Below are 23,717 nucleotides of genomic sequence, written 5' to 3' on the forward strand. Positions count from 1 at the left end.
GTGGACAACTGAGCTCACCGAACGTTCAGTGTCCCTATCATTCCGCAAACGTAGTCAAACCAAGGTCAACACATGATTCGAGCCAGCGTGAAGGGGGCGGCATGGATGCGCTCGTGACCGTGGAGTCCGAGGTCCGGGAGCTCATCCGCCGCTCCGGGCTCGACCCGGCGCGCGATGTCGGGGAGCTCGATCGCCTGGTCCGTGACGCGGTCGCCGACTACGACGAGCGGTCGCTGCACGGCAGTCTCCCGGCCCTGCCTAGCGTCGACGACGCGGTCAAGTCGGTGAAGGACGCCGTGGCCGGGTTCGGTCCGTTGCAGCAGTACTTCGACGACCCAGACGTCGAGGAGATCTGGATCAACGAGCCGTCGAAGGTGTTCGTGGCTCGTGGCGGAGTCGCCGAGCTCACCACCACCATGCTCACGGCAGACGGGGTGCGCGACCTCGTCGAGCGGATGCTCAAGACCAGTGGTCGCCGGGTCGACCTGTCGAGCCCCTTCGTCGACGCCGTCCTGCCGGACGGTTCGCGGTTGCACGTCGTCATCCCCGACATCACGAGGAAGCACTGGTCGGTCAACGTCCGGAAGTTCGTGGTCCGCGCAGCCCACCTGGACGATCTCGTGGGCCTGGGGAGCCTGACCGCCCACGCGGCCCGATTCCTCGGCGCAGCAGTCGCATCCGGCCTGAACATCCTCGTCGCCGGAGGCACCCAGGCCGGCAAGACCACCCTGCTCAACTGCCTGAGCGCTGCCATCCCACCCCGGGAGCGCGTGGTGACCTGTGAGGAGGTCTTCGAGCTGAAGATCCCCTTGCGTGACGTCGCGTCCATGCAGTGTCGACAGCCCAGCCTCGAGGGGACGGGTGAGATCCCGCTGCGGCGGCTGGTGAAGGAAGCGCTGCGGATGCGCCCGTCGCGGATCATCGTCGGCGAGGTCCGACAAGGAGAGAGCCTTGACCTCCTCATCGCGCTCAACAGTGGGTTGCCCGGCATGTGCACCATCCATGCGAACAGCGCCCGCGAAGCCATCACGAAGATGTGCACGTTGCCACTGCTCGCAGGCGAGAACGTCGGTAGCCGGTTCGTCGTCCCCACGGTGGCAGGGTCGATCGACCTCGTCGTCCACGCGGCCCTCGAGCACGACGGCGTCCGCCGGGTCCGCGAGGTCGTGGCGGTCCCCGGCCGGGTCGAGGGAGACGTGGTCGAGACCGCTGACATCTTCACCCAGCGTGAGGGCGTCCTCCGCCGCGCCGACGGCTTCCCTCCGCACGCCGAGCGCTTTCGGCGGGCCGGCTACGACGTCGCGGCCCTCCTGGCCGCGGAGTGATCGCGATGAGTGGGATCGTCGTGGGCCTGCTGCTGGGGTGCGGACTGTTCTGCCTGTGGTGGGCCTGCTGGGTGCCCGATGCCACGCCCAGGGCCGCCCGGCGGGTCTCGATGGTGGGCCGCGTGCGTGACCAGCTCGCCCAGGCCGGCTACGAGACGCTGGGTCCGCGTGGGCTGGTGGCCGCCTGCCTGGTGGCGTTCGGCCTCGTCGGCCTGCTCGTGTATGCCGCGACCCGAGTTGCGCCCGTTGCGCTCTCCTTCGCGGCCATGGCCGGCTATGCGCCGGTCGCCCTCGTGAGGATCCGTGCCCGCCGCCGTCGGGCCAACCTGCGCGAGCTGTGGCCGGATGCCGTCGACAACATCATCTCGGGGGTGAGAGCAGGGCTGGCGTTGCCAGAGGCGTTGAGCCAGCTCGCGATTCGCGGACCCGAGGAGTTGCGGCCGGCCTTCCGCGTCTTTGCCGAGGACTACCGATCCAGTGGGCGGTTCCACGAGTGCCTCGACCGTCTCAAGGCGAGCCTGAGCGACCCGGTCGGTGACCGGCTGATCGAGTCCCTGCGCATCGCGAGGGAGGTGGGCGGGAGCGACCTCGGCACGCTCCTGCGCACGTTGTCGACCTTCCTGCGCGAGGACAGCCGCACCCGATCCGAGCTGGAGGCGCGTCAGGGCTGGACGGTGAACGCGGCCAGGCTCGCGGTGGCCGCCCCCTGGGTGGTGCTCGGCATGCTGTGCACTCGTCCGGAGTCCATCCAGGCGTACGCGAGCTCGACGGGCACGCTGGTCCTGGTGGTGGGCGCGATCGCCTCCGTCGCGGCATACCGGATCATGCTCTTCGTGGGGCGGCTGCCCGAGGACGAGCGGGTGCTGCGATGAACCCGCCGCTGGCCGGCGCGCTCCTGGGGCTGGCCCTCGGGGTCGGGTTGGTCCTGGTCTGGGTGCGGCTCCCGGCCCACCGCCGCGCCACACTCGACGACCGGCTGCTCCCGTACCTGCGCGATGCCCCTCGGCCCTCGCGGCTCCTGGCCGCGAGGCGGGTGGGCGGTCCCGGCGCCCTCGACGTCCTGGCCCGACCGGTGGTCACGGACCTGGCGCGCCGCGTCGAGTCGGCGCTCGGCGGGTCGTCCTCGGTCGCGAGGCGGTTGCTCCGCGCCGGCAAGGCACCGGATGTAGACCGGTTCCGGGCTGAGCAGGTGGTGTGGGGTGCGGCGGGCATGGGCGTCGGCCTCGCCCTCGGAAGCATGGTCTGGCTCGGCCAGGGTGGCTCGGTGGTCCGCCCACTCCTCATCGTCTTCTGCGGGATGGGGGCCGGGGTGGTGGCACGGGACCAGTGGCTCAGCCACGAGGCCACCGTCCGCGAGCGACGGATGCTCAGCGAGTTCCCCACCATCGCCGAGCTCCTGGCCCTCGCGGTCGGCGCGGGCGAGGGCGCGGTGGGAGCCCTGGAGCGGGTGTGTCGACTGTCCCAGGGTGAGCTGTCCACTGAGCTCAGGCGGTGTCTCGCCGACGCGCGGGCGGGAGCTCCACTGCCGACCGCCCTGCAAGGCCTCGGCGACCGGACCGGGCTGGTGAGCCTCTCGAGGTTCGTGGACGGCATGGTGATCGCGGTCGAGCGCGGCACCCCCCTCGCGGAGGTCCTGCGCGCGCAAGCCCAGGACGTGCGGGAGGACGGACGGCGAGCGGTGATGGAGGCCGGGGGCAAGAAGGAGATCGCGATGATGGTGCCGGTCGTCTTCCTCGTGCTCCCGATCACCGTCCTCTTCGCAGTCTTCCCGGGTTTCGCCTTTCTGCGGTTCCAGATCTGACCCCCGATGACCCCCGATGACCCCCGATGACCCTTGTGCAGCACCCGAGAGGAACACCATGACCCAGCTCCACCGAACCCTGGTGCGGTCCCAGCTCGCGCTGGCCCGAGCCGCCCGTCAGGCCAACGCCCGAGGCGAACGCGGTGACGTCCCCGGGTGGGTGCTGATCACCCTGATGACCGCTGGTCTGGTGGCGGCGCTGTGGGCGGTGGCCGAGGACCAGCTCAAGGCGCTCTTCACCGACGCCCTGGACAGCGTCCGCCGCTGACCGTCGAGATGCATCCTCTGAGACCGCGCGCCGAGGCAGGGTCAGCAGTGGCTGACTTCGTCCTCGTCTCGGCCTTGGTGTCAGTCCTGTTCGTCGCGGTCCTCCAGGTGGGGCTGACCCTCCATGTGCGGAACACCTTGATCTCGTGTGCATCCGAAGGTGCCCGCCTTGGCGCGCGTGCGGGGTCCAGCCCGAAGGAAGGGGCTAGCCGGGCCGGTGAGCTCATCTCGGCATCGCTGTCGTCGCGGTTCGCCGACGACGTGTCCGCCGAGGTGACGGTCGATGGTGGCGTGCAGGTGGTGGCGGTACGGGTCCGGGCGCCGTTGCCCATCTTCGGGCTTCTCGGTCCCGACGACGGATTCGACCTCGTCGGTCGTGCCTTCCTGGAGACGCAGTGAGGGCCGTGATGCGGGGCAGGGTGTCCGGGGCCTGCGGGCCGACCGAGCGCGGCAGTGCCGTGGTCGAGTTCGTCTTCCTCACCGTGCTGGTGCTGGTGCCGTTGTTCTACCTCGTGATGACCGTGTCGAGGGTCCAGGCCGGCTCGTATGCCGCGTCGACCGCGGCGCGTGAAGCCGGGCGCGCGTATGTGACTGCCCATGACGAGGCCTCGGCGGGGGAGCGGGCCCACGCTGCAGCACGGGTGGCGTTCGAGGACCAGGGATTCGGTGCCGACGACCTGCGCCTGGCGATGGCCTGCGACGGGACCCCCTGCCTGCGACCGGAAGGACGGGTGGAGGTGACCACGACGGTCGTGGTCCCGCTGCCGCTCGTCCCGTCGTTCGCCCGCCGGGTGGTGCCGCTCGAGGTGCCGATCACCGCGAGCCACGTCGCGGTGGTCGACCGCTTTCGGGACGAGCCGTGAGGTGGGGAGCCGCCGCTCGACCGTGGCGGACCGGTCCAGCCCTCCGGTGCCGTGCAGCGAGATCCGAGTCCGGCCAGGTGTCCCTGCTCGTCCTGGGGTTCAGCGTCGTCGCGATCCTGCTCATCGTGGGGACGGTGGCGGTGACCTCCATCCAGCTGTCGCGGATGCGTCTCCTCGATGCGGCCGACGGGGCGGCCCTCGATGCCGCCGACTCGCTCGACGTGGGCGCCTACCACCAGGGCCTGGGCGGGGCGGTCGCGCTCAGCGACACCACTGTTCGCCGCACCGCCGTCGACTACCTCGCGCAGAGACCGCGACCCGAGAGCCTGCTGGGCTGGCAGGTGGTTGGCGGCACGGGGAGCCCTGACGGCGAGACCGCCGTGGTGCGGATCTCGGGTGAGGCCAGGGTGCCGCTGGTCGGAGGGCTGCTCGAGTCAGTGGGCGGCTCGGTCACCATCACCGTGGAGTCGCGGGCGCGAGCCGACCTCGGCTAGCCGGGTGCTTTGCGCGCGGGGCCTCAGTCGTGCGAGGCGCCGCCGAGGACGCGCCAGGAGCCACCGCGGAGCAGCTGGATGAGCTCCGCGCGCTCGACCTCTGAGAGGGTCCGGGCGTCGTCGTTCTGGTGGCTGGGGTTGCGCATGCAGGAAGATTAACGGCGCCAGAAGGCGACACGCGTCACCCCGCTGCCGGACACCGAAAGTCCACCAAAAAGCTGAGAGGCGCGGGACGAAAGGCCGACGGACCGTATCGGGACACAACGTCAGATGTCGGGCACTGGCGGCGAAGACCGTTGCGCGATGACGATTTTCGACACCTGCTCGCCGCGCCGCCGTGGTGCCGTGATTGTCGAGGTTTGCGTCGTCGGGGATGGCGGCTCTGTGACAGGTCGTTGACCGTCGCGTCTCGCCACTGGTTACCTGCATAGAGCATCACTGGCTTGCATTCGCTTGGAGTGGCTACGAGGGGACCCGCAGCCAGCTTCGCACCCGGGCGGCACCCGCACGTGCCGTCCTCCTGAGGTTCGCGCCGCCCCCGGGGAGGTGTGCTGTGTCGCTGTGGACCGACCTGCCGGCCGGCGCGCAGAACTCCGGTGCCCTCGACCAGGTGCGGCCCCTCCTGCAGGGCCTGACCGGCACCGACGACGGCCTGCAGACCGACGAGGACGGCACCTGGCACGTCTACACGGCCACCGGCACCTGGCCGACCCCGATCACCCTCGACCCGGGCTCGGGCGGCTTCGGCAACGGCGGCACCACCTCGACGACCCCCATCGAGTTCCCCGACCCGAGCGTCAGCGTGCAGCTCGGGCTCCACCAGACCGGCGGGGTCGGTGACGGCGGCTGGCGGGTCACGCTGACCGTGCCGATCGTGCTGGTGCGGCTGCCGTTCCTGCGCGGCGCCGACCTCGACGGCCAGGGCCAGCTGCGCGCCAACGGCCTCCCCGTCACGTTCACGCTGCCGTCACTGAGGATCCGCGCCAAGCAGCTCGCCGGTCAGTCCGTCGGCGTCGAGCTGCTGTCGGCCGAGACCGGTGGCACCCCGGTCGACCACATCTACGAGTTCATCTCGATGAACCCGCCCTACGCCCTCGTCGGCCCCTCTGACGTCGTCGGTTTCGCCTTCCGCACCGCCGTCCTCGACCTGTCGGGCACGGCTGGCCCCAACGTCCCTGCCGTCCCGGCCGAAGCCCGCTCGATGCCCGCCGACTGGCAGGGTTTCTACCTTCCGGAGGCGCGGCTCTTCGTCGCCCCGACCGGCCTCACTGGCCTTGCGGTCAGCGCGGGCGTGCGCAGCCTCTGGATCGGTCTGGGGGTCCACGCGGGCGTCACCGGCATCTTCGAGGCCGAGGTGGTCAACCGAGGCTCGGCGCCGGTCATCACGGTGAGCTTCCGGACCGCCTCGGGGGAGTGGATCGGCGACCCGGGCACCGGCGCGGCCGAGCTGCCGGAGCACGCGACCCTCTTCGTGGACACGGCCGGTGGCTTGGCGCCCATCACGATCAGCATCAGCGTCGACGGCGTCGTCACGGCGGACGACCGGGTCGAGCTCACCGTCCCGTCGAGCGGCAACCTCAGCATCACCGTCACCGCCACCCCGGGCACGGGCCCCCCGACCACCCGCACCTTCACCGTGGTCCGCCGCAGCGCGCTCGGGGCCACCGGCGCAGGCTCGTCGACCGTCACGGTCACGCCGACGAACAGCCGGCCACACGCCATACGCAGGGTGTCGGAGACTGCCACCCACGTGAAGCTCACGACCGACCCACCGGTGGCCGCGAACTGGACCTGGGCCGGTGGAGGGGCCGGCCCATCGGTGGAGGCGGACGTGCCGGTCGCCGCGGGGGCGCGGGTCGACGTCACGGCCACCCTGCCGCCCACCCAGCCGCAGGCGGTCGACGCCTTCTTCCGGTTCGCGAAGCCGGACCCGTTCAACACCAGCACGGGTGCCCCCAACAACTGCGCCGTCTGTGGCCGCCCGGCCACGCCGGTGCACCTCTTCGCCACCAACTCCGACAACGTCGGCACCGCGCGCGCACCGGCCCAGGGCGCCGCGCCCACTGGGGGCGCCCTCCTCGCCGCGATCACCCCGCAGGTCGTGACCGAGATCGGCGCGGCGACCGCGCTGACCGTCAAGGGATATGCCTCGTGGGAGGGGCCGCAGCACGACTCCTCGAGCGACGCGACCTACAACCGACTGCTCAGCGAGCGCCGCCGTGACGTGCTCGTCGAGCTGTTGCTGCACCAGGGATTCACCAACGTCACGGCGGGTGCGGCCGACGGCTTCACCCAGGCCAAGGCCCAGACGACTTCGGCGGAGGGAACCACCCCGCCACCAGCCGCCGGCAGCGGCGCCTGGTGGCGGGCTCGCGCGACCACTGCCGGCAACGGCCAGGAGACCATCACCGCCCGAGTGGAGAGAGTCGTGCGGCCACCGGCCCGCGAGGTGGACCGTACGCCGCCGACCGGTGGCCGCCCCGACTGCTTCCGCAAGATCGGGGTCCGGGTCGAGCTGCTCCGGAGCACCTTCATCAGGGCAGAGGTCTACGGCGAGTTCGACATCGAGACGGCGGCCGAGACCGCCCTGCGCCAACACTCCCAACCCGCGCTGCGCACCGGCCCCCGCAACCCCTCCGACGGCATCTGCACCTTCCTCGTGCGACTGCGGATCGCCGAGGACCGCGAGTCGTGGCTGGTGAGTGCGGAGTTCCGCGCAGCCGAGGCCGACCTCGACGGGCTCGCCCAGATGGACCTGGCGCACTCCAACCCCAACGCCCTCAACGTGCTCGGGGCGCTGAGCGTCCTCGCGCCGCTCAGCTCCGCTGCGGCCGAGCTGTCACCCGCGGCCGGGGCGCTGGTCTCGATCGGCAGCATCGCCCTCGGCGCGAGCAGCCTGATCAACACCCAGAAGCTGATCCTGCGCGGGGGCGAGCTCGTCGTCAGCCAGGGCATCATCGCCCCCGACGGCTCGGCCACCGTCGACCCGCGTGGCACCTCGGTGAGCGTGCTGCTCGACATCGAGGTCACGTTCACCTTCGACCTCGGTATCGTCAAGGTGAACCCGGCGCACCCAGTCACCACGCGGTACAAGGCGATCGGGGTGCGGTCGTCGTGGAACACCGCGCCCGATCCGGCGCACCCCGGCCACCTCGACTACCTGCCGATCCCGGTCTTCGACCCCAGCAAGGGATACAGCCTCGACATCCCGGCCGGTGCCCTCAGCGCCAGCCCACCGCTTGACGAGCTGCTGCGGGTGCTGGGCTTCCGGGTCAGCCGCGACAACCCCACCTACATGGAGGTCGAGGTCGGCCTCGGGCTCGACCTGGGCATCGTCACCGTCGACACCGTCCGCGTCAGGGCCCGGCTCGACGGGCCGTTCGAGATCACCCTCACCAAGCTGGCCGCCTCGCTGGAGGTGCCGGGCGTCCTGCACGGCAAGGGGTCGCTGGAGTTCACGCCGTTCGGGTTCAAGGGCTACTTCGACCTCACCGTCACGCCGATCAACCTGCGCGCCAGTGCGGTGCTCGCGGTCGAGACCAAGAACGGCGTGACCGGCGTGCTCATCGGGGCCGAGGTCGAGCTGCCCGTGCCGCTCCTGCTCGGCAACTCCGGGCTGGGCATCTACGGATTCCTGGGCGGCGTCGGCATCAACTACGCGCGTGACGAGTCACCTTACGCCTCAAGGCCCGTCCCCTCCCTTGACTGGCTCCAGGCGCAGCTCCAGCGCGGTCACGTCATGCACCCCGACGGGTGGACCCACACGGCTGGCTCGTACGCCTTCGCTGCGGGCATGCTGCTCGGCACCGTCGACGGCGGGTTCGTGGTCCACCTCAAGGGCATCATCCTCATCGAGGTGCCCGGTCCGCGGCTCCTGCTGGTGATGAAGGCCGACGTCCTCAAGCTGCCCCCGGTGCTCAAGGACGCCAGCCAGAGCGCGACCTTCCTCGCCGTCCTCGACATCGACTTCGGCCGGGGCACGATCACGCTCGGCATCGTCGCGGCATACGAGATCCAGAAGCTGCTGAAGATCCGGGTGCCGGTCACCGCGTTCTTCGACACCCGCAACCCCCAGAACTGGCTGGTCGACCTGGGGTCCTACGACGACCGGGTGACCATCGAGGTGCTCGACGTCATCAAGGGCAGTGGCTACCTCATGGTGCACGGCAACGGCATCACCATCCCCGTGCTCCCACCGGTCACCGGCGGCATGGCCATCGCCACCGGCTTCCACATCAGCTGCGTGCTCATGGGCAGCAAGAGCATCGGGCTCTACCTCGAGGTCGCCGGTGGCTTCGACGCGATCCTCGGCTTCGACCCGTTCTTCCTGGCCGGCAAGATCTACGTGCGCGGCGAGCTGCGGCTCTTCATCATCAGCATCGGGGCCAGCGCCGAGCTCGACGTCCTCGTCGGTCGGACGACGCCGAGCAGCCCCGACATCACCTACGTCCACGGCGAGGTCTGTGGCGAGGTCGACTTCTTCTTCTTCTCAGTCAAGGGTTGTGTCTCGCTCACGATCGGCAACCAGCCCTCGGAGACCCTCACCCCTCCGCCCCTCGTCGCCGGCGTCAGCCTGGTGTCGCGCTCGCCGGCTCTCGTCGAGGGCACCGGGGCCGAGCGCGCCATCGACGGCAAGCTCGCCGACGCCCTGCGGACCGGCGCCAGCGGCACACCCCCCTCGGTGCCGCTGGACGCCATCCCCGTCGTGCTCTTCAACGCCGCCCCCAGCGTCGGCGGCCAGGTCATGGGCGGCACCCCACTCGGTAACAGCGGGGCACGGCCGTGGGTCCGCCTCGGCGACCGCTGGTGGACCTACGAGATCACCGCGGTGACTCTCACCGGCGACCTCCAGCCCGCGCCCCCGGCCGGCAAGACCCCGAGCTCGTGGTGGAAGCAGACCTCACCCGCCGACCCGTCGTCCGGCCCCGCGCTCGCCCTCCTCAACTGGCTGCCCACGCCGTTCAGCCGCGCGCTGCCCTACGGCGAGGCCCTCACCACCAGCGTCACCGACCGCTGGGGGACGGTCTGCAACCCGGCCGCTCCGCCCGCGCCGGTGCTCTGGACGTTCGACGGCAAGCCACCCGGGCCGAGCAGCGTCGGCTGGGACCTCGACGGCATCCCGTGGCCAGACCCGCCCGACACCCTGCGCACCCGGCCGGTTCACGGCGAGTGCGACGTCACCGAGGCATGGCGCTCCGGCGACCCGGCCATCGACATCCTCCAGGGGACGACGCCCGCCGTGGTGCTCGGCGACTCGGTCCGCTGCTGCACGCCCCGCCGTGGGCGCGACGTGCCCAACCCCCTCAAGGCGTGGGTCGCCACGGCCGGCTCGGCCTGGTCGACCCGCGCCACGGGGAACGACGACAGCGCGCTGGGCGAAGTCGCACAGGCGCTGGCGAGCGGGGCCAGCCTCGGCGACGTGCAGGCGGTGCGGCTCGCGCAGGGCTGGGACCCGCAGCTCAACCACGCGGCGACCGCGGCCAGCGCGGTCCTCGCCGTCACGCCTGCGGCCGCGTCGACCGGGCTCGGCTGCGAAGGTCGCATCCTCCGCTCGCCGGTGCGCGACTCCGACCAACCGGCACCGATGGGCACCGAGGAGGACATGGATCGCGTCAAGCGCGCCTGGGACCGCCTCAAGTTCACGCCGAGCGACCTGCGCGACACCGTGCGGATACGCCCCGACGGCGGCGCGGGCGACCTCACGATGCTGCTGCTCGTGCCCGAGGAAGTCTTCATGCAGCGGCTCGTCGTGCGGTGGCTCGACGAGAAGGGCAACGTCCTCGACCAGCGTGCCCTCGACTCCGACGACCGCCTCGACGGGGACAACCCGCTGCCCGCCGCGTGGGTCGACGGGGACGGTCCGTGGTTCGACCCGGTATGCCGCGCCGGCCAGGCCGCCGCGCGCGTCGCCTCCCGTGCCACCTGGCCCCACACCCTGCTGTTGGTGCACTCCCGGGATCTCCAAGATGTCGCGACGGTCGAAATCGGCTGGGACGCAACGCGTTTCCCGAAGGACCAACAGCCACCGGCGTTCTACCTCGTCGCCATGACCGGCATCCTCACCAGCGAAGCCACCCGCTGGTCGTGGGACACCTCGGTCGTCACCAGTGAGCAGGAGGCCATCTCCACCGCCCTCACCCAGGACCCCGACGACCACGCGTTGCTCGTCCCGGGCCGCGCCTACACGGTGGCCGTCAACTGGCGGGCTGCCTCGGTCAAGCAGGACGCCGAGCCGACCTCCGCACCGTCGTGGGACGGCGGGCACACCGACAGCTACCGGTTCACCGCCGACGGTGCCGACAAGTCGCCGAAGGACCTGTCGCCGTGGCTGCTCGCGTCCGCGCCCGGCATGGACGACGTCGGTGTCCTGTGTGCCGAGCCGATCCGGATCGCCCTCGCCACGCAGAACGTCGCCGCACTCTTCGACGCCTACGACAAGGAGCTGCGGGTCATCGTCCTGGCTGCGTCGGGCAAGCACCCCGCGCCTCCCGGTGGTGGGGCCCCCGGCACCGGCTTCACCGTGCCGCTGGTGGCCGACGGCATCCACCTCAAGAAGCTCAAGGGCCTGGCCGTCTCGACGCCGTGGGAGGAAGCGGTGCTCGAGGTCCTCGGCGACGGCCAGCGCTGCATCGACATCAGCGGCGAGCGGGTGCGGCACGACGTGCTCGAGCTGCCCTACGACTTCGAACCGCTCACCGACTACCTCATCGACATCCATGCGGTGCCGAAGGGCTCGGCCGCCAGTGCCCGTGGCCTTGTGCACCGGATCGGCTTCACCACCAGTGCTTTCGGCACCGTCGCGCAGCTGGCGAGCCTGCTCCGCGAGGCGCGCTGGCGGCATACCGTCGTGCCGGCCATCGGACCGCTCGCGGCGCTGCCTGACGCGCCCACCGGTGACCAGCTCGACGCGGCCTTCCAGGCCGCCGGCCTCACCACGCCGCAGACGCCCGGGGCGCCGATGGTGCAGGTGCTCTGGTCGACCGACGCCACGCCCACACCCCTGGCACTGGTCGTCGAGTGCAGCGAGACGTTGTGGCGGTCGCGGCTCATGCCCACTCAGGTGCAGGGCCCGATCGACTCCGTCGACCCGACGCACCACTGGTGGGCCGCGCGGATGACCGACTGGCTGTCGCTCAAGCCCAGCACGGGCCCGGCGCCTGCCGGCTCGCTCCCGGCCGCCGGGATCACTCGAATCATCCGCGGGCCCGGCCTGGGACGCGCGGTCGTCCTCCTCGCCCCCGGAGCTCGCGGCACCCGCGCCGCCCTCGACCTCGTCGTCGCCGCCGACGCCCTCGCGGGGAGCGCCGAGTCGCGGGCCGTGGCCGTGGACGTCCCCCTGCAGCGCGCACCCTGGGAGGAGGAGCTCTGATGGCACGCAGGTCAGACTCGTCGCGGTTCCGCGCCAAGGCCGTCCGGCTGCCCTGGGCCACCCTCGCCGCGCGCCAGCGGGAGCTGCTTCGCCAGTTCGACATCGGGGTGGCGGACGCAGGCGCGTTCGGGACGCATGCCCTCACCCACGTCGCGCCGCGCGCTGCCCTCGCACCCGTCTTCGACGACCGCCAGCTCAAGCTGCGCTCGCTCGACATCCACCTCAGCTGGGCGTGTGGCCCGGCGCTCGGGGTGCCGCGCGGGCCGTTCACGGTCTGGACCCGCAGTCCGAAGGACTCACCCAAGCGGGCGCGGGTCTCGGTCTCCGGCGACAGCATCCCGTTCGTCACCTGGGGTCCGGTCGAGGCCGGGTGCGTGCGGGTCACGTGTCGGCCGCTGGACCCCTCGTCGCCCGTGGCGGTCTACCTCTTCCGCACCGGGGAGGACGCCGACTACGCGGTCGCGGCCGGGTCGGTCCAGCCGGTCAACGCCGACCCGCTGAGCATCACCGTCCGGACCTCGGGCGCGACCTACGCCAAGGTCTGGAACGGCACCGACATCAGCGTCGCGATCCAGCCGCTGGCCGACATCGTCGACGACCCGAACTGGAAGCCGCTCGAGGTCGTGGGCCTGCCCGTCGACCAGCCGGCGGCGGGGTTCGAGTACGACACCAGCGACCAGGGGCCGGTCGCGACCCCGATGTCGCCGGTCGACGCCGCGGTGCACCGCCTCCTGCGTGGTGGGCCGCCGATCGGTTGGGGGCCGGTCACCCAGGCCGGCCGGATCGCCCCGCCGTGGGCCGCGCCCGACCCCAAGCTGCTCGTCGCGGAGGTGCGGCGCGACCTGTTCCCCGAGCTGCCGCCGATGTACGACCTGTCGGTGCGCGAGTACCAGCAGTTCGCCGTCACCAGCCCGCGCGCGGTCGACCCGCCGCAGCAGGACGGCAAGATGTCGTCGCTCACCACCCAGGCCGACACCGGACCGTGGCCGATGCTCATGCTCCCGGCGCTGAGCGACCCGTTCCTCAACCTCGCCACCGGGTTCGGGGCGTCGTACACGATGGAGCGCCTCGACGACCTCCAGGTCGCCGTGGGTCACTGCGACTTCCTCGTCACCGGGAAGTACTCGCGACTCGCGCCTCCGGACCGCGGGGGTGCCGAGTTCGCGGCCTACGCCCCGGCACCGGAGCCGCACCTCGTGGTGCCGACGCCGACGGCTCTGCTGTCCGAGCGGGCCGGTCTGGTCGGCCCCATCACCCCCGACGCGCCCTGGCGCGAGTCGATCCGGCTCACCTGGGACCGCGTGCCCAAGAACGCCGCCGCCTCCCCGGTCACCGAGTCGGCCCTGGCGCGGTACGAGCTCGGGACCGCCGGTCCCGCCCAGTCGCTGCTGCCCAAGCGGGACGCCGGGGGAGACCGACCCCTGCTGATCAGCCCTGACGGCTCCGAGGGCAACACCGGGTTCAACCGCGTGGCGCTCGTCGACGGCGGCCAGGAGATCGTGATCGGCAGCGCCGGGCGGCATGTCGGCTATGCAGTCGCGGTGAGCGACGTGCACGGCATCTGGTCGCCGTGGCAGGACGTGCCGTGGGACGGCACCGAGCCGGCGCCCCAGCCCACCCGCCTCATCTCGGTCGCCCTCGACACCCACTACGCCGGGAGCCCCACCTGCCCGGGCACCCTCAAGGCCGAGGTCGCGGTCGAGTGGCTCGAGCGCACCCCCACCCAGGTCGACATCGTCGCGTTGTACTTCCCGATGGCAGCGGCGACCGACGTGCCGCCGGTCGGGATGTCACCCGCCGCTCCGACCCCGTCCGGCTGCTTCCGTCGCGACCTCGGCTTCACCTTCGCCGGGGACACGCCCGTCCCGAGCGGGTGCACCGTGCAACCCCTCAGCCCCGACGGCACCGAGGTGGTCACGCCCGGTCCGGGCCAGGGCGACGGCGGACGCCGGTATGCCGTGGTGGCAGACGTCCCGTCCCTCGACTTCGGGAGCACCGCCCGGTGGGGCGTCCAGGTGTGGGCGCGGCGGCACCTGCTCGTCGGGTCGAGCCCCACCCCGTGGTCGCCGGTGGACCCGAACCCCGCGCGCACCAGCGCCGCGAGCCCCGTGCCGGTCCTCCCGCTCCCGCCGCCGCCGCTTCCCGGCGTGCCGCTCGGGAGCACGGTCGACGCCCAGGGGTGCAGCCACGTGCGGGTGGCGTGGTCGCTGCCCGGCGGAGCCGATGTGCGCACCTGCATCATCTGGGAGGTCAACGAGACGTCCCTGCGCCAGCGGGCCGGACTGGCGGCCCGTCCACCCGACTCGACCCTGCCGGGTCAGCGGCTCGTCGACCTGCGCACCGCGTACGACGCGATGACCCCCACGCAACGCCGGGCGTCGTTCCGCCGGCTCGTCGAGGTCGACGGGGCGGTGCGCTCGCACGACGTCACGCTGCCGAAGGGGTCCAACGACATCCACCTCTTCATCGTCACCACGATGACGAAGACCGGCATCGAGAGCCCCTGGCCGTCGAGCGGCACCCCCCACGAGCACTTCCAGGCGGTCATGGCACCGCGGCTGCGCCGCCCTGCGCCTCCTCTGGCTCGACCGTCCATCGCTGTCGACGGCACCGTCACCATCACCCTGTATGCCGCGAGCGCCATTGCGGTGCAACGCTTCCGGATCTACCGGACCACCTCCGAGGAGGCCGCCCGCGAGGTCTCGACGATGGGCCCGGCCTTCGCCGACGCCGTCGTGACCACGGTGCCGTCGCCGACCGACATCGACCCGGTGCTCGGTCAGCCGATCTACTCCGCGACCTGGACCGGCACCCTGCCGGGACGCTGGGACCAGTGGCTGCTGCGGGCCGTCGCGGTGCCCGTCGACGTCGTCCCGCAGAAGGGTGAGCGCGGGCTCCCCTCGGCTGCCTCAGACGTGGTCGGCCTGCTCGTACCGCCCGGACCTCCCGAGCTCGAACCGCTCGCCGCCGACGTCTGGGGCGGCGACCACCACGGCGTGGTCGTGCGGACCGCCACGACGGCTCCACCCCGCGTGCTGCCGGCTGGGGTCCACCGACTCGACGGCGACGCGGGTGCCCAGCCCATCGCGTCGGTCGAGCTCCAGGCCGTGCCCACGACGCCGCTCACGAGTGCCCCCGCGGCCGCCGCGACCACACCGGTGCTCGAGCAGGGGACCAGGGTGACGGGCCGCTCACCGTTGGCGTTGTGGTTCACCCGACCGGTCGCCGGCGACCCGGTGGCCGTGCGGGTGCGGCTCGTCGACCCCTTCGGGCGAGAGGTGGTCCGCGAGCTGACCGTGCCCGGCTGGGTCCCCCCGCCACCGGACGTGACGGTCTCGATCGTCGACGTCTTCGCGATCGCCGGTCGAGGCGTCCACGTGGGCATCATCACCGACGCGAGCTACCGTCGTCGGCCGCCCTACGTGATGGAGATCGTCGCCCAGCAGCGGCTGCTCGGCCCGCTTCCGCTGCCCATCGCGCCGGTGGCGCCGATCGGTCCGGGCGGACCCGGTCCGATCCTGCCCGGCGGAGTCGAACCCGGACCGATCCCGCCCGGCCCGATCCTGCCCGCGCGGTCGCCCGGGCGAGTCCCCGCCGACGGGGTCCGGCCCGGCGGACCGTTCCTGCCGCGGGAACCTTTCCGGCCGCCGATCGGCCCCGCGCTGAGGCCGCGCACCCTCAGTGGGTCGTTCCCCCTCGACGAGATCCCGTTGGCGTCCGTCGGGTTCCCCCGCACCACCGAGATCGTCGTGGTCCGCAACCGGCTGCGCCGTGGGCTCAACCCGCCGCCGCCCTATGAAGCCTTCATCCCGCTCGCGGGGCCACTGCGGATCAGCGTCTCGATCATCTCGCCGGACGGCCAGCGGGTCACGGCCGTCCACACCGACTGACGCCGAACGTTCGACCCGCGGGCGTCAGGCGGCGAGGGCCAGCTGCCGTTCGAGGTGGCGTTCGAGTGCTGAGGGCCAGGGCGTCGGGTCGCTCGGTGATGACGCGGCCCGGACGGCTGGACCGTGGTCCGTGCTGTCATCAGCGTGGCCACCGTGGTGGAGGCCAGCCCAGTCGGCCGGGGCCGGCGGAGTGGTCGGGCTCTCCGGCGGGTCGTCGGGAAGGCAGCGTTCGGCACTGAGGAGGTCGGCCGGCGTCATGCCCACCGGCAGTCCCGGCAACCACCCACGACGCAAGTCGTGCAGCCGTTCGGGATGCAGGCGGTCGGTCAGGTGGAGGTCCTCGCGGATGCCGTGGGGCCGAGGCTCGGTGACCCAGCTGCGGCCGTCGGGCGCTCGCCAGGTTGCCTTACCATCACGGGCCAGACCCAGGGTCCAGCCGCCGTGGTGCTTGAACCCGTGGTGGGCGCGGCACAGGCAGACCAGGTTGGCCGGGTCGGTTGGCCCGTGCGGAAACGCGATGACATGGTCGAGGTCGGTGTTGCGCGCAGGAGTGTGGCATCCGGGAAAGCGGCACCCGCCATCCCTCGACCTGACTCGACGCCGGACGGAGGCGCTCGGTCGGTAGGTGGTCGGGTCCTGCACGATCGAGCCGTCCGGGTCGAGGCGGGCGAGCCGCAGCGTGACGTCGGGATCGCTCAGGAGTCGTGCGACGACGTCGGGAGCGAGCGCGCCGTGGCGAGGGTCGTCGACGACTCCGGGGATGACCCAGCGGACGCCCTGACCCTGCTCTGCGCCACGACCCTCGTCCGAGCTTGCCGCCTCGTCAGCGGACTGCGACGCGACCAGGGCTGCGGTGGCCGGGAGGGCCGGGACCAGCAGCTCGACCACCGTCGACACGTCGGCGCTCGAGAGCACCAGGTCGGTGAGGGCATCGGCCCGCGCAGCGTCGATCGGGGTGCCGGGGTTGGCCCTGGCGTACTCACCGGCCAGCGCGTCGACGGCCGCAGCCATCCGCTGGCTGGAGTCGGTGGGCAACGTCACCACCCAGCGAGCCATGCCCGGGTTGCCGCGGGCGGGCTGGATGACCACCCGACGTGCATCCCGGGCCCGGTCGGCGGAAGCCTCCTCGCTCGTCGGGTCGAGCTCGCGGGCGACCTTGGTCGCCCTGCTCGTCAGCTCGGACCGCGACAGCTCGCGCACCCGGTCGGACACGACGACGTACTCGCCCGTGACCTGGTCGACCGAGGACTCCAGGACCAACGCTTCGAAAGCCCCGCGCAGCTGGACCGGCAGTGAAAGCCCCGCCTCGACCACGACCTCGGTGCGGCGACGCTCGAGGTCGCCGTCCCAGGCCGCGTCGAACGTCGCGCCGAACTCGCAGGCCAGCCACCGAGCTGCGATGAGCCGTCGCTGCACCGTGCGCGTCGCGCAGTGCAGGGCGGGGGAGAGCGTGGAGGCGACGAGGCCGTGGGTGTCGCACGCGACCGGCCTGACCGGGAGCGCTGGCTCCATCCGACGACGGTGCTGGTCGTCCTCGACGCGGTCGGCCATGGTGTCCATGGCGAGCGACTGGCGCGCCTCGAGGGCGGCCGTGACCCGCTCGCACGCGATGACGTAGGCCTCCGCCTCGACCCGGTCGAGTGCAGCGACGTCGGACTTCGAGAGCGCGAACACCGCGGCAGCCAGGGCGACCGGGTCGGCATCGCGCACCAGGGCCGCCGTGAGGAGGCCGGAGCCGAACGAGGGCGTCGCGGACGGGCGGGCAGGCACCCAGTCTCCACTCCCGGCGACACTCGCCACAGCCATCACCCCGTGGTCGGCTCAATGGGCCCCATAGTCGAACGTATGTTCGAATCCTACCGAAGGGCCATGACAGCGTCAAGCGCAGATACCAACCAATTCGATTGTCCCGACAGGGAATTCGCGCGACGCGCCCAGCACGCTGCGCCGGAGGTGCTTCAGCCTTGGGTCCCGCCGTGAGGGTGAGACCAGTGCTTGAGGAGCTCCACACGGCATACCCGAGTGTGGCCAGCACCACCAGCCCGGGCGGACCCGGGCGCGGTCCGCCGCATTAGAGTGAAGGCAGGTAATCCCCAATGGCGCTGGAGGCCTCCAACCATGTCTGACCGTCCCGTTTCCGTCATCGTCGCGGGTGCCCGCACGCCGATGGGCCGCCTGCTCGGCTCGCTCAAGGACTTCTCGGGCGCAGACCTCGGCGGCTTCGCCATCAAGGGCGCCCTGGAGAAGGCCGGGGTCAGCCCCGACCAGGTCGACTACGTGATCATGGGCCAGGTGCTGCAGGCCGGCGCGGGCCAGATCCCCGCGCGCCAGGCCGCCGCCAAGGCCGGCATCCCGATGACCGTCCCCGCGCTGACCATCAACAAGGTCTGCCTGTCGGGCATCAATGCCATCGCGATGGCCGACCAGCTGATCCGCGCCGGTGAGTTCGACGTCGTGGTCGCCGGCGGTCAGGAGTCGATGACCAACGCTCCCCACCTGCTCGAGAAGTCCCGTGAGGGCTTCAAGTACGGCGACGTCACGATGCGCGACCACATGGCCTTCGACGGCCTCTGGGACGCCTTCACCGACCAGGCCATGGGGCTGCTCACCGAGCAGGCGAACACTGGCGACCAGGAGTTCACCCGGGAGCAGCAGGACGAGTTCAGCGCCCGCAGCCACCAGCTCGCCGCGCGCGCCTGGAAGGACGGCCTCTTCGACGACGAGGTCGTCACGGTCTCCATCCCGCAGCGCAAGGGCGACCCGCTCGAGTTCAAGACCGACGAGGGCATCCGGGCCGACACGACCACCGAGACGCTCGGCAAGCTGCGCCCCGCCTTCTCCAAGGACGGCACCATCACGGCCGGCTCGGCGAGCCAGATCAGCGACGGCGCCGCCGCGGTCGTGGTCATGAGCAAGGCGAAGGCCGAGGAGCTCGGGCTCACCTGGATCGCCGAGATCGGCGCCCACGGAGTCGTCGCCGGCCCGGACTCCACGCTCCAGCAGCAACCCGCCCGCGCCATCGCGAAGGCGTGCGAGCGTGAGGGAATCACGCCCGCCGACCTCGACCTCGTGGAGATCAACGAGGCGTTCGCCGCCGTCGGCCTGGCCTCCGCCAAGGAGCTCGGCATCGACGTCGAGAAGGTCAACGTCAACGGTGGCGCGATCGCCCTCGGCCACCCGATCGGCATGTCCGGCGCCCGCATCGCCCTCCACCTCGCGCTCGAGCTGGGGCGACGGGGCGGCGGCATCGGCGCGGCTGCGCTCTGTGGCGGCGGCGGCCAGGGGGATGCGCTGATCGTGCGCGTCCCGCGCGTCTCCTCCGACAGCGCCTGACGTTTGGCTCCCCGCACCGTCGACGTCCCTGCCCTGGTCGAGTCGGCCAGGGCAGGGTCGCCTCGCGCTGTCGCGCGGTTGATCTCTCTTGTCGAGGATGGTCACCCCGCCCTGCGCGAGGTGATGGCAGCGCTCGCGCCCCACTCCGGGCAGGCGCACATCATCGGCGTCACCGGCAGTCCCGGCGTCGGGAAGTCCACGTCGACGAACGCGCTCGTCGGCACCTTTCGTCAGCAGGGCAAGCGAATCGGCATCCTCGCGGTCGACCCGTCGTCGCCCTTCTCGGGTGGCGCACTGCTCGGTGACCGGGTGCGGATGCAGGACCACGCCCTCGACCCCGACGTGTACATCCGCTCGATGGCCAGCCGTGGACACCTCGGCGGCCTGTCGTGGACGACACCGCAGGCCCTGCGGGTGCTCGACGCCGCCGGGTGCGAGGTGATCCTCGTCGAGACGGTGGGCGTGGGTCAGTCGGAGGTCGAGGTCGCCGGCCTGGCCGACACCACGATCGTCCTGCTGGCGCCGGGCATGGGGGACGGCATCCAGGCGGCGAAGGCCGGCATCCTCGAGATCGGCGACGTCTTCGTCGTCAACAAGGCGGATCGCGACGGCGCCGACGCGACCGTGCGCGACATCCGCCACATGATCTCCCTGGGTGACCGCACCGAGCCCGGCCTCTGGCGCCCGCCGGTCATCAAGACCGTGGCGCAGCAGGGCCAGGGGATCGACGAGGTGATGGAGGCGATCGAGAAGCACCGGTCGTGGATGGACGAGTCAGGCGCGCTCCGCGAGCGCAGGATCCGCCGGGCCGGCGACGAGATCGAGTCCATCGCCCTGCAGGCGCTGCGCGCCAAGATGGGTGACCTCCGCCACGGCAACGGGGTCGACGAGCTCGCCGCCGCTGTCGTGGACGGCACGACCGACCCGTATGCCGCGGCCGACCAGGTCGTCGCCGCCCTCGCCTGACCCTCCTCCCGCCGTTGTTCGGTGGATCCGCCGAGCCTGGGCACGGCGGATCTTCCGAACAACGGAGGTCGTGCAGGCGCGGCATCGTGGAGTGTCAAGGATCAGCCGCGGCGAATAGGGTGATCGTCGGACCCCATCGAAAGGACCCCAGTGCAGCCCCAGGTCATCGCCGGACGCTACGAGGTGGTCCGTCCCATCGGCAGTGGTGGGATGGGCACGGTGTGGCTGTGTCTCGACACCGTGCTCGGTCGCGAGGTCGCGGTGAAGCAGATCGGGGCGCTGCCGGGGGAGCCTGCTGCAGCCGCGCGGGCCATGCGGGAGGCGCGGATCGCCGCGTCGCTCAATGACGCCCACGCCGTCGGGGTGTTCGACGTCGTCGACGAGAACGACTCGCACTGGCTGGTGATGGAGTACGTCGAGGGCCAGAGCCTCGCCGAGCTGATCCGTGAGGTCGGCGCGCTGCCCCCCACCCGGGTCGCCGAGATCGGGTCAGCGGTCGCGAGCGCGCTCGCCCGCGCCCACGAGCGGGGCATCGTGCATCGCGACATCAAGCCCGGCAACATCCTCATCGACCTCGCGGGCACCCCCAAGATCAGCGACTTCGGGATCGCCCGGGCCCACACCGACGACCAGCTGACGCAGACCGGGTTCATGACCGGCACGCCCGGCTACCTCTCGCCCGAGCTCGCCCGTGGCGGCGACCCCACCGCGGCGTCCGACGTCTGGGCCCTGGGCGCGACGCTCTACTACGCCGTCGAGGGACAGCCGCCCTACGAGTCCCAGGCCAACCCGCTCGCCACCCTGCAGGCCATCGCCCGGGGCGACGCCCGACCCGTGGAGAAGGCCGGCCCCATGGGTGGCGCCATCGCCGCGATGATGGACCAGGACCCCGAACGCCGCTGGGACATGGCCACCGCCTCCGCACGGCTGGACCGGATCGCCCACGGCGACGCCACCATGGCGCTGCCGGCGGGAACGGCCCTGGGTGGCGCGGGCGCCGCTGCCGCCGCGACCGAGGTGCTCGGCGCGACCGAGGTGCTCGGCACGCCGCTCGAGACCACCCAGCGGCTCGAGACGACTCCGCTGCCCCCTCCGCCGGGGGCTCCGCGGGACCGGGCCCACGGCGAGCGCCGTGACGACGGGCGCTCGCGGTCGGTCGGCTGGATCGTGGCCCTGGTCGTCCTGGCGCTGCTCGCCCTCGGGATCGCCTATGCGCTGACCGACGGCTTCGGCACCAACAAGCCGACCCCCGGCCAGACCACCACGGTCACCTCCACGAAGACGCAGACCCAGACCCCCTCGAAGACGTCGTCGAGCAGCTCGTCGAGCTCGTCGTCGTCCACCACGACGACGACGACCACCACCGCGAACACGGCCCAGGACGACGCGAAGCTGACCCGCTTCGTCGAGTCCTACTACCGCGACGTCACGAAGGCGAACAAGCGCGACGCCACGTTCGCCCAGCTGACTCCCACCATGCAGGCGGACTCCGGTGGGCGAGACGGCTACGAGAGCTTCTGGAGCACCATCGACTCGGTGGACGTCGGAAAGGTCGAGGCCGACTCCGCCAACGACAAGGCGACCGTCGAGCTGACCTTCAAGCCCAAGGACGGGGAGAAGAGCGACGAGACCCACACGCTGACCTTCGTCCGGGACGGCGACTCGTGGCTCATCGACAGCGACAAGCAGCAGTGACGCGAAGGCCATGACCACCGCGGCACGCGTCCGTCCGGCGATCGTCCTCGTGGTCGCGGCCGAGCACATCCCGGTGGTCGACAGCGAGTTCGCACGCTACGCAAGGGATTACGACGTCCTCTGCGCCGACGACGCCGACGGTGGGCGCGAGCTCGTGCGCCAGGCGCTCGCCGACGGGCAACCCGTGGCGCTGCTCGCTGTCGGGTGGACCCTGCCTGGAGTGGAGGTGGGCCTCGACCTGCTCGACGAGCTGCACACCCTGCTGCCGGCTGCCCGACGGATCTGCCTCACCACCCGGGGCGACTACAACCTCTCGCTGGCCAAGCTCCGGGAAGCGTTGGGGCGTGGGCGGATCGACACCTACCTGCTGATTCCCCAGGGGCCTCGCGACGAGGAGTTCCACACCGCCGTCACCGAGTACCTCTCCGACTGGGGCTGGACCGCCTCGACCCCCGAGGTCGAGGGCGTGCAGATCATCGAAGGTGGGTCGCGGGCCGAGGTCGCCCGCATCCGTGACTTCCTCGACCGCATGGGCCTCCCGCACCGGGTCTACTCGCCCGACAGCGAGGTCGCCCGGCGGGTGCTGTCGGAGCTGCCCTCGGTGCAGAGCGGCGCCTCACCCGCGTTCCCCGTCGTGGCGTCCGGGGTCATCGGACGGGTGATCGAGGGTGCGACGGCACGCATGGTGGCGCGCGAGGTCTACGGCTCGCCCCAGACCATGGATGCCGACGACCTGATCGACCTCGTCGTCATCGGCTCCGGACCGGCCGGTCTCGCGGCCGCGGTCTACGGCGCGTCCGAGGGCCTGGACACCGTGGTCATCGAGTCTGACGCCGTCGGGGGACAGGCGGGCACCAGCTCGATGATCCGCAACTACCTCGGCTTCCCTCGGGGGATCTCCGGCATGCGGCTGGCCCAGCGGGCACGCTTCCAGGCGACCCGGTTCGGGGCGCGCATCTACACCGGGGTGGCCGCCGAGGGCATCGTCCCCGCGGCTCAACCGGGCGACCCCCACGTGGTGCGCACGGAGGGTGGTGAGCTGCAGGCGCGAGCCGTGCTGGTCGCCACCGGCGTGACGTACCGGCGCCTCGGCATCGACGCGCTCGAGGAGCTGGTCGGGCTCGGCGTCTACTACGGCGCCGCGACCAGCGCCGCGCGGGAGATGGAGGGGCGCGACGTCTTCGTCGTCGGCGGTGGCAACTCCGCGGGACAGGCGGCGGTCTACCTCGCCCGGTATGCCGCGAGCGTCACCCTCTGCGTGCGGCGTCCCGACCTCGCGGCGACCATGTCCGACTACCTGATCCGGGAGATCGCCTCGACGTCCCGGATCAGGGTCCGGCCCTCCACCCAGGTCGTCGACGGTGGGGGCGACCCGTCGCTCCAGTGGCTCCAGCTGAAGGGGCCGGACGGCTCGGAGCGCGTCGACGCGGGTGGGCTCTTCCTGCTGCTCGGGGCCGACCCCTGCGGCGACTGGCTGCCCGAGGAGGTCGTGCGCGACGAGCGTGGCTTCGTCTACACCGGTCGGGAGGTGCCGATGGAGCACTGGTCCGACGGCCGTCCACCCGCTGCCCTCGAGACCACGGTGCCCGGCATCTTCGCCGCCGGCGACCTGCGGGCCGGCTCGATGAAGCGGGTCGCCTCCGCCAGCGGTGAGGGCGCCGCGACGGTGGCCCTCGTCCACACCTACCTCGCCCCGTGACCGGAAAGGTACTCA

15 protein-coding genes are annotated in these 23,717 nt (G+C 71.8%); 13 read left to right on the forward strand and 2 right to left on the reverse strand.

Translation table 11 applies throughout. The annotated features are described in order from the left end of the window. Positions 1-101 precede the first annotated feature (101 nt). From AC1DWJ_RS12570 to AC1DWJ_RS12600, 7 genes are all read left to right on the forward strand, one after another. The gene (locus AC1DWJ_RS12570; RefSeq protein ID WP_477620935.1) at positions 102-1,325 is read left to right on the forward strand and encodes a CpaF family protein; all 1,224 of its coding nucleotides are present in this window, start codon (positions 102-104) and stop codon (positions 1,323-1,325) included. 5 nt (positions 1,326-1,330) lie between these two features. Next, positions 1,331-2,197 carry a type II secretion system F family protein gene (locus AC1DWJ_RS12575; protein WP_477620936.1) on the forward strand — a complete coding sequence of 289 codons (867 nt, stop codon included), beginning with the start codon at positions 1,331-1,333 and terminating at the stop codon, positions 2,195-2,197. Next, entirely contained in the window at positions 2,194-3,126 is a 933-nt protein-coding gene (locus AC1DWJ_RS12580) for a type II secretion system F family protein (RefSeq protein ID WP_457252425.1), read from the forward strand. Before AC1DWJ_RS12575 ends, AC1DWJ_RS12580 begins: the two co-directional genes overlap by 4 nt. Positions 3,127-3,184: 58 nt before the next feature. Then, positions 3,185-3,394 (forward strand): hypothetical protein, encoded by a 210-nt coding sequence (locus tag AC1DWJ_RS12585; protein ID WP_457252424.1) that lies wholly within the window; start codon positions 3,185-3,187, stop codon positions 3,392-3,394. Between the two features lie 47 nt (positions 3,395-3,441). After that, positions 3,442-3,792 carry a TadE family protein gene (locus tag AC1DWJ_RS12590; protein ID WP_477620937.1) on the forward strand — a complete coding sequence of 117 codons (351 nt, stop codon included), beginning with the start codon at positions 3,442-3,444 and terminating at the stop codon, positions 3,790-3,792. An 8-nt stretch (positions 3,793-3,800) separates the two neighbouring features. Then, entirely contained in the window at positions 3,801-4,256 is a 456-nt protein-coding gene (locus AC1DWJ_RS12595) for a TadE/TadG family type IV pilus assembly protein (RefSeq protein WP_477620938.1), read from the forward strand. A 77-nt stretch (positions 4,257-4,333) separates the two neighbouring features. Beyond that, positions 4,334-4,750 carry a pilus assembly protein TadG-related protein gene (locus AC1DWJ_RS12600; RefSeq protein ID WP_477620939.1) on the forward strand — a complete coding sequence of 139 codons (417 nt, stop codon included), beginning with the start codon at positions 4,334-4,336 and terminating at the stop codon, positions 4,748-4,750. Positions 4,751-4,773: 23 nt separating this feature from the next. On the opposite strand, the gene AC1DWJ_RS12605 is transcribed toward AC1DWJ_RS12600, so the two are convergent. Continuing rightward, positions 4,774-4,896, reverse strand: coding sequence for a hypothetical protein (locus tag AC1DWJ_RS12605; RefSeq protein ID WP_457252421.1), 123 nt, complete (start codon positions 4,894-4,896; stop codon positions 4,774-4,776). Positions 4,897-5,303: 407 nt separating this feature from the next. On the opposite strand from AC1DWJ_RS12605, the gene AC1DWJ_RS12610 reads away from it, so the two are divergent. Then, positions 5,304-12,119 carry a hypothetical protein gene (locus AC1DWJ_RS12610; protein ID WP_477620940.1) on the forward strand — a complete coding sequence of 2,272 codons (6,816 nt, stop codon included), beginning with the start codon at positions 5,304-5,306 and terminating at the stop codon, positions 12,117-12,119. Further along, a complete protein-coding gene (locus AC1DWJ_RS12615) occupies positions 12,119-16,009 on the forward strand; it encodes a hypothetical protein (protein WP_457252419.1) in 3,891 nt (1,296 codons plus the stop codon). The genes AC1DWJ_RS12610 and AC1DWJ_RS12615 overlap by 1 nt, the downstream gene beginning before the upstream one ends. 24 nt (positions 16,010-16,033) lie before the next feature. Here the strand turns inward: AC1DWJ_RS12615 and AC1DWJ_RS12620 are convergent, their stop codons facing one another. Then, on the reverse strand, positions 16,034-17,779 hold the full coding sequence (locus AC1DWJ_RS12620; protein ID WP_457252418.1) for an HNH endonuclease signature motif containing protein: 1,746 nt from the start codon (positions 17,777-17,779) through the stop codon (positions 16,034-16,036). Positions 17,780-18,127: 348 nt separating this feature from the next. Between AC1DWJ_RS12620 and AC1DWJ_RS12625 the strand changes: the two genes are divergently transcribed. The 4 genes from AC1DWJ_RS12625 to AC1DWJ_RS12640 all read left to right on the forward strand — a co-directional run bounded on the left by AC1DWJ_RS12625 (position 18,128) and on the right by AC1DWJ_RS12640 (position 23,702). After that, positions 18,128-19,342, forward strand: coding sequence for an acetyl-CoA C-acetyltransferase (locus AC1DWJ_RS12625; RefSeq protein ID WP_477620941.1), 1,215 nt, complete (start codon positions 18,128-18,130; stop codon positions 19,340-19,342). Between the two features lie 3 nt (positions 19,343-19,345). Then, complete coding sequence (meaB, locus tag AC1DWJ_RS12630) at positions 19,346-20,308, forward strand: methylmalonyl Co-A mutase-associated GTPase MeaB (protein WP_477620942.1); 963 nt, start codon at positions 19,346-19,348, stop codon at positions 20,306-20,308. Between the two features lie 150 nt (positions 20,309-20,458). Further along, complete coding sequence (locus AC1DWJ_RS12635; protein WP_477620943.1) at positions 20,459-22,003, forward strand: serine/threonine-protein kinase; 1,545 nt, start codon at positions 20,459-20,461, stop codon at positions 22,001-22,003. A gap of 10 nt (positions 22,004-22,013) precedes the next feature. Continuing rightward, positions 22,014-23,702, forward strand: a complete 1,689-nt coding sequence (locus AC1DWJ_RS12640; RefSeq protein WP_477620944.1) for an NAD(P)/FAD-dependent oxidoreductase — start codon at positions 22,014-22,016, stop codon at positions 23,700-23,702. The last annotated feature ends 15 nt before the right edge of the window (positions 23,703-23,717 follow it).

The sequence above is a fragment of the Pedococcus sp. P2_D7 genome, from assembly GCF_056404295.1.

Bases quoted from the DNA above. Each gene is read 5' to 3' on its own strand.
- AC1DWJ_RS12570 (WP_477620935.1), top strand. From the start codon at position 102: ATGGATGCGCTCGTGACCGTGGAGTCCGAGGTCCGGGAGCTCATCCGC.
- AC1DWJ_RS12575 (WP_477620936.1), top strand. From the start codon at position 1,331: ATGAGTGGGATCGTCGTGGGCCTGCTGCTGGGGTGCGGACTGTTCTGC.
- AC1DWJ_RS12580 (WP_457252425.1), top strand. From the start codon at position 2,194: ATGAACCCGCCGCTGGCCGGCGCGCTCCTGGGGCTGGCCCTCGGGGTC.
- AC1DWJ_RS12585 (WP_457252424.1), top strand. From the start codon at position 3,185: ATGACCCAGCTCCACCGAACCCTGGTGCGGTCCCAGCTCGCGCTGGCC.
- AC1DWJ_RS12595 (WP_477620938.1), top strand. From the start codon at position 3,801: ATGCGGGGCAGGGTGTCCGGGGCCTGCGGGCCGACCGAGCGCGGCAGT.
- AC1DWJ_RS12605 (WP_457252421.1), bottom strand. From the start codon at position 4,896: ATGCGCAACCCCAGCCACCAGAACGACGACGCCCGGACCCTCTCAGAG.
- AC1DWJ_RS12615 (WP_457252419.1), top strand. From the start codon at position 12,119: ATGGCACGCAGGTCAGACTCGTCGCGGTTCCGCGCCAAGGCCGTCCGG.
- AC1DWJ_RS12625 (WP_477620941.1), top strand. From the start codon at position 18,128: ATGTCTGACCGTCCCGTTTCCGTCATCGTCGCGGGTGCCCGCACGCCG.
- AC1DWJ_RS12640 (WP_477620944.1), top strand. From the start codon at position 22,014: ATGACCACCGCGGCACGCGTCCGTCCGGCGATCGTCCTCGTGGTCGCG.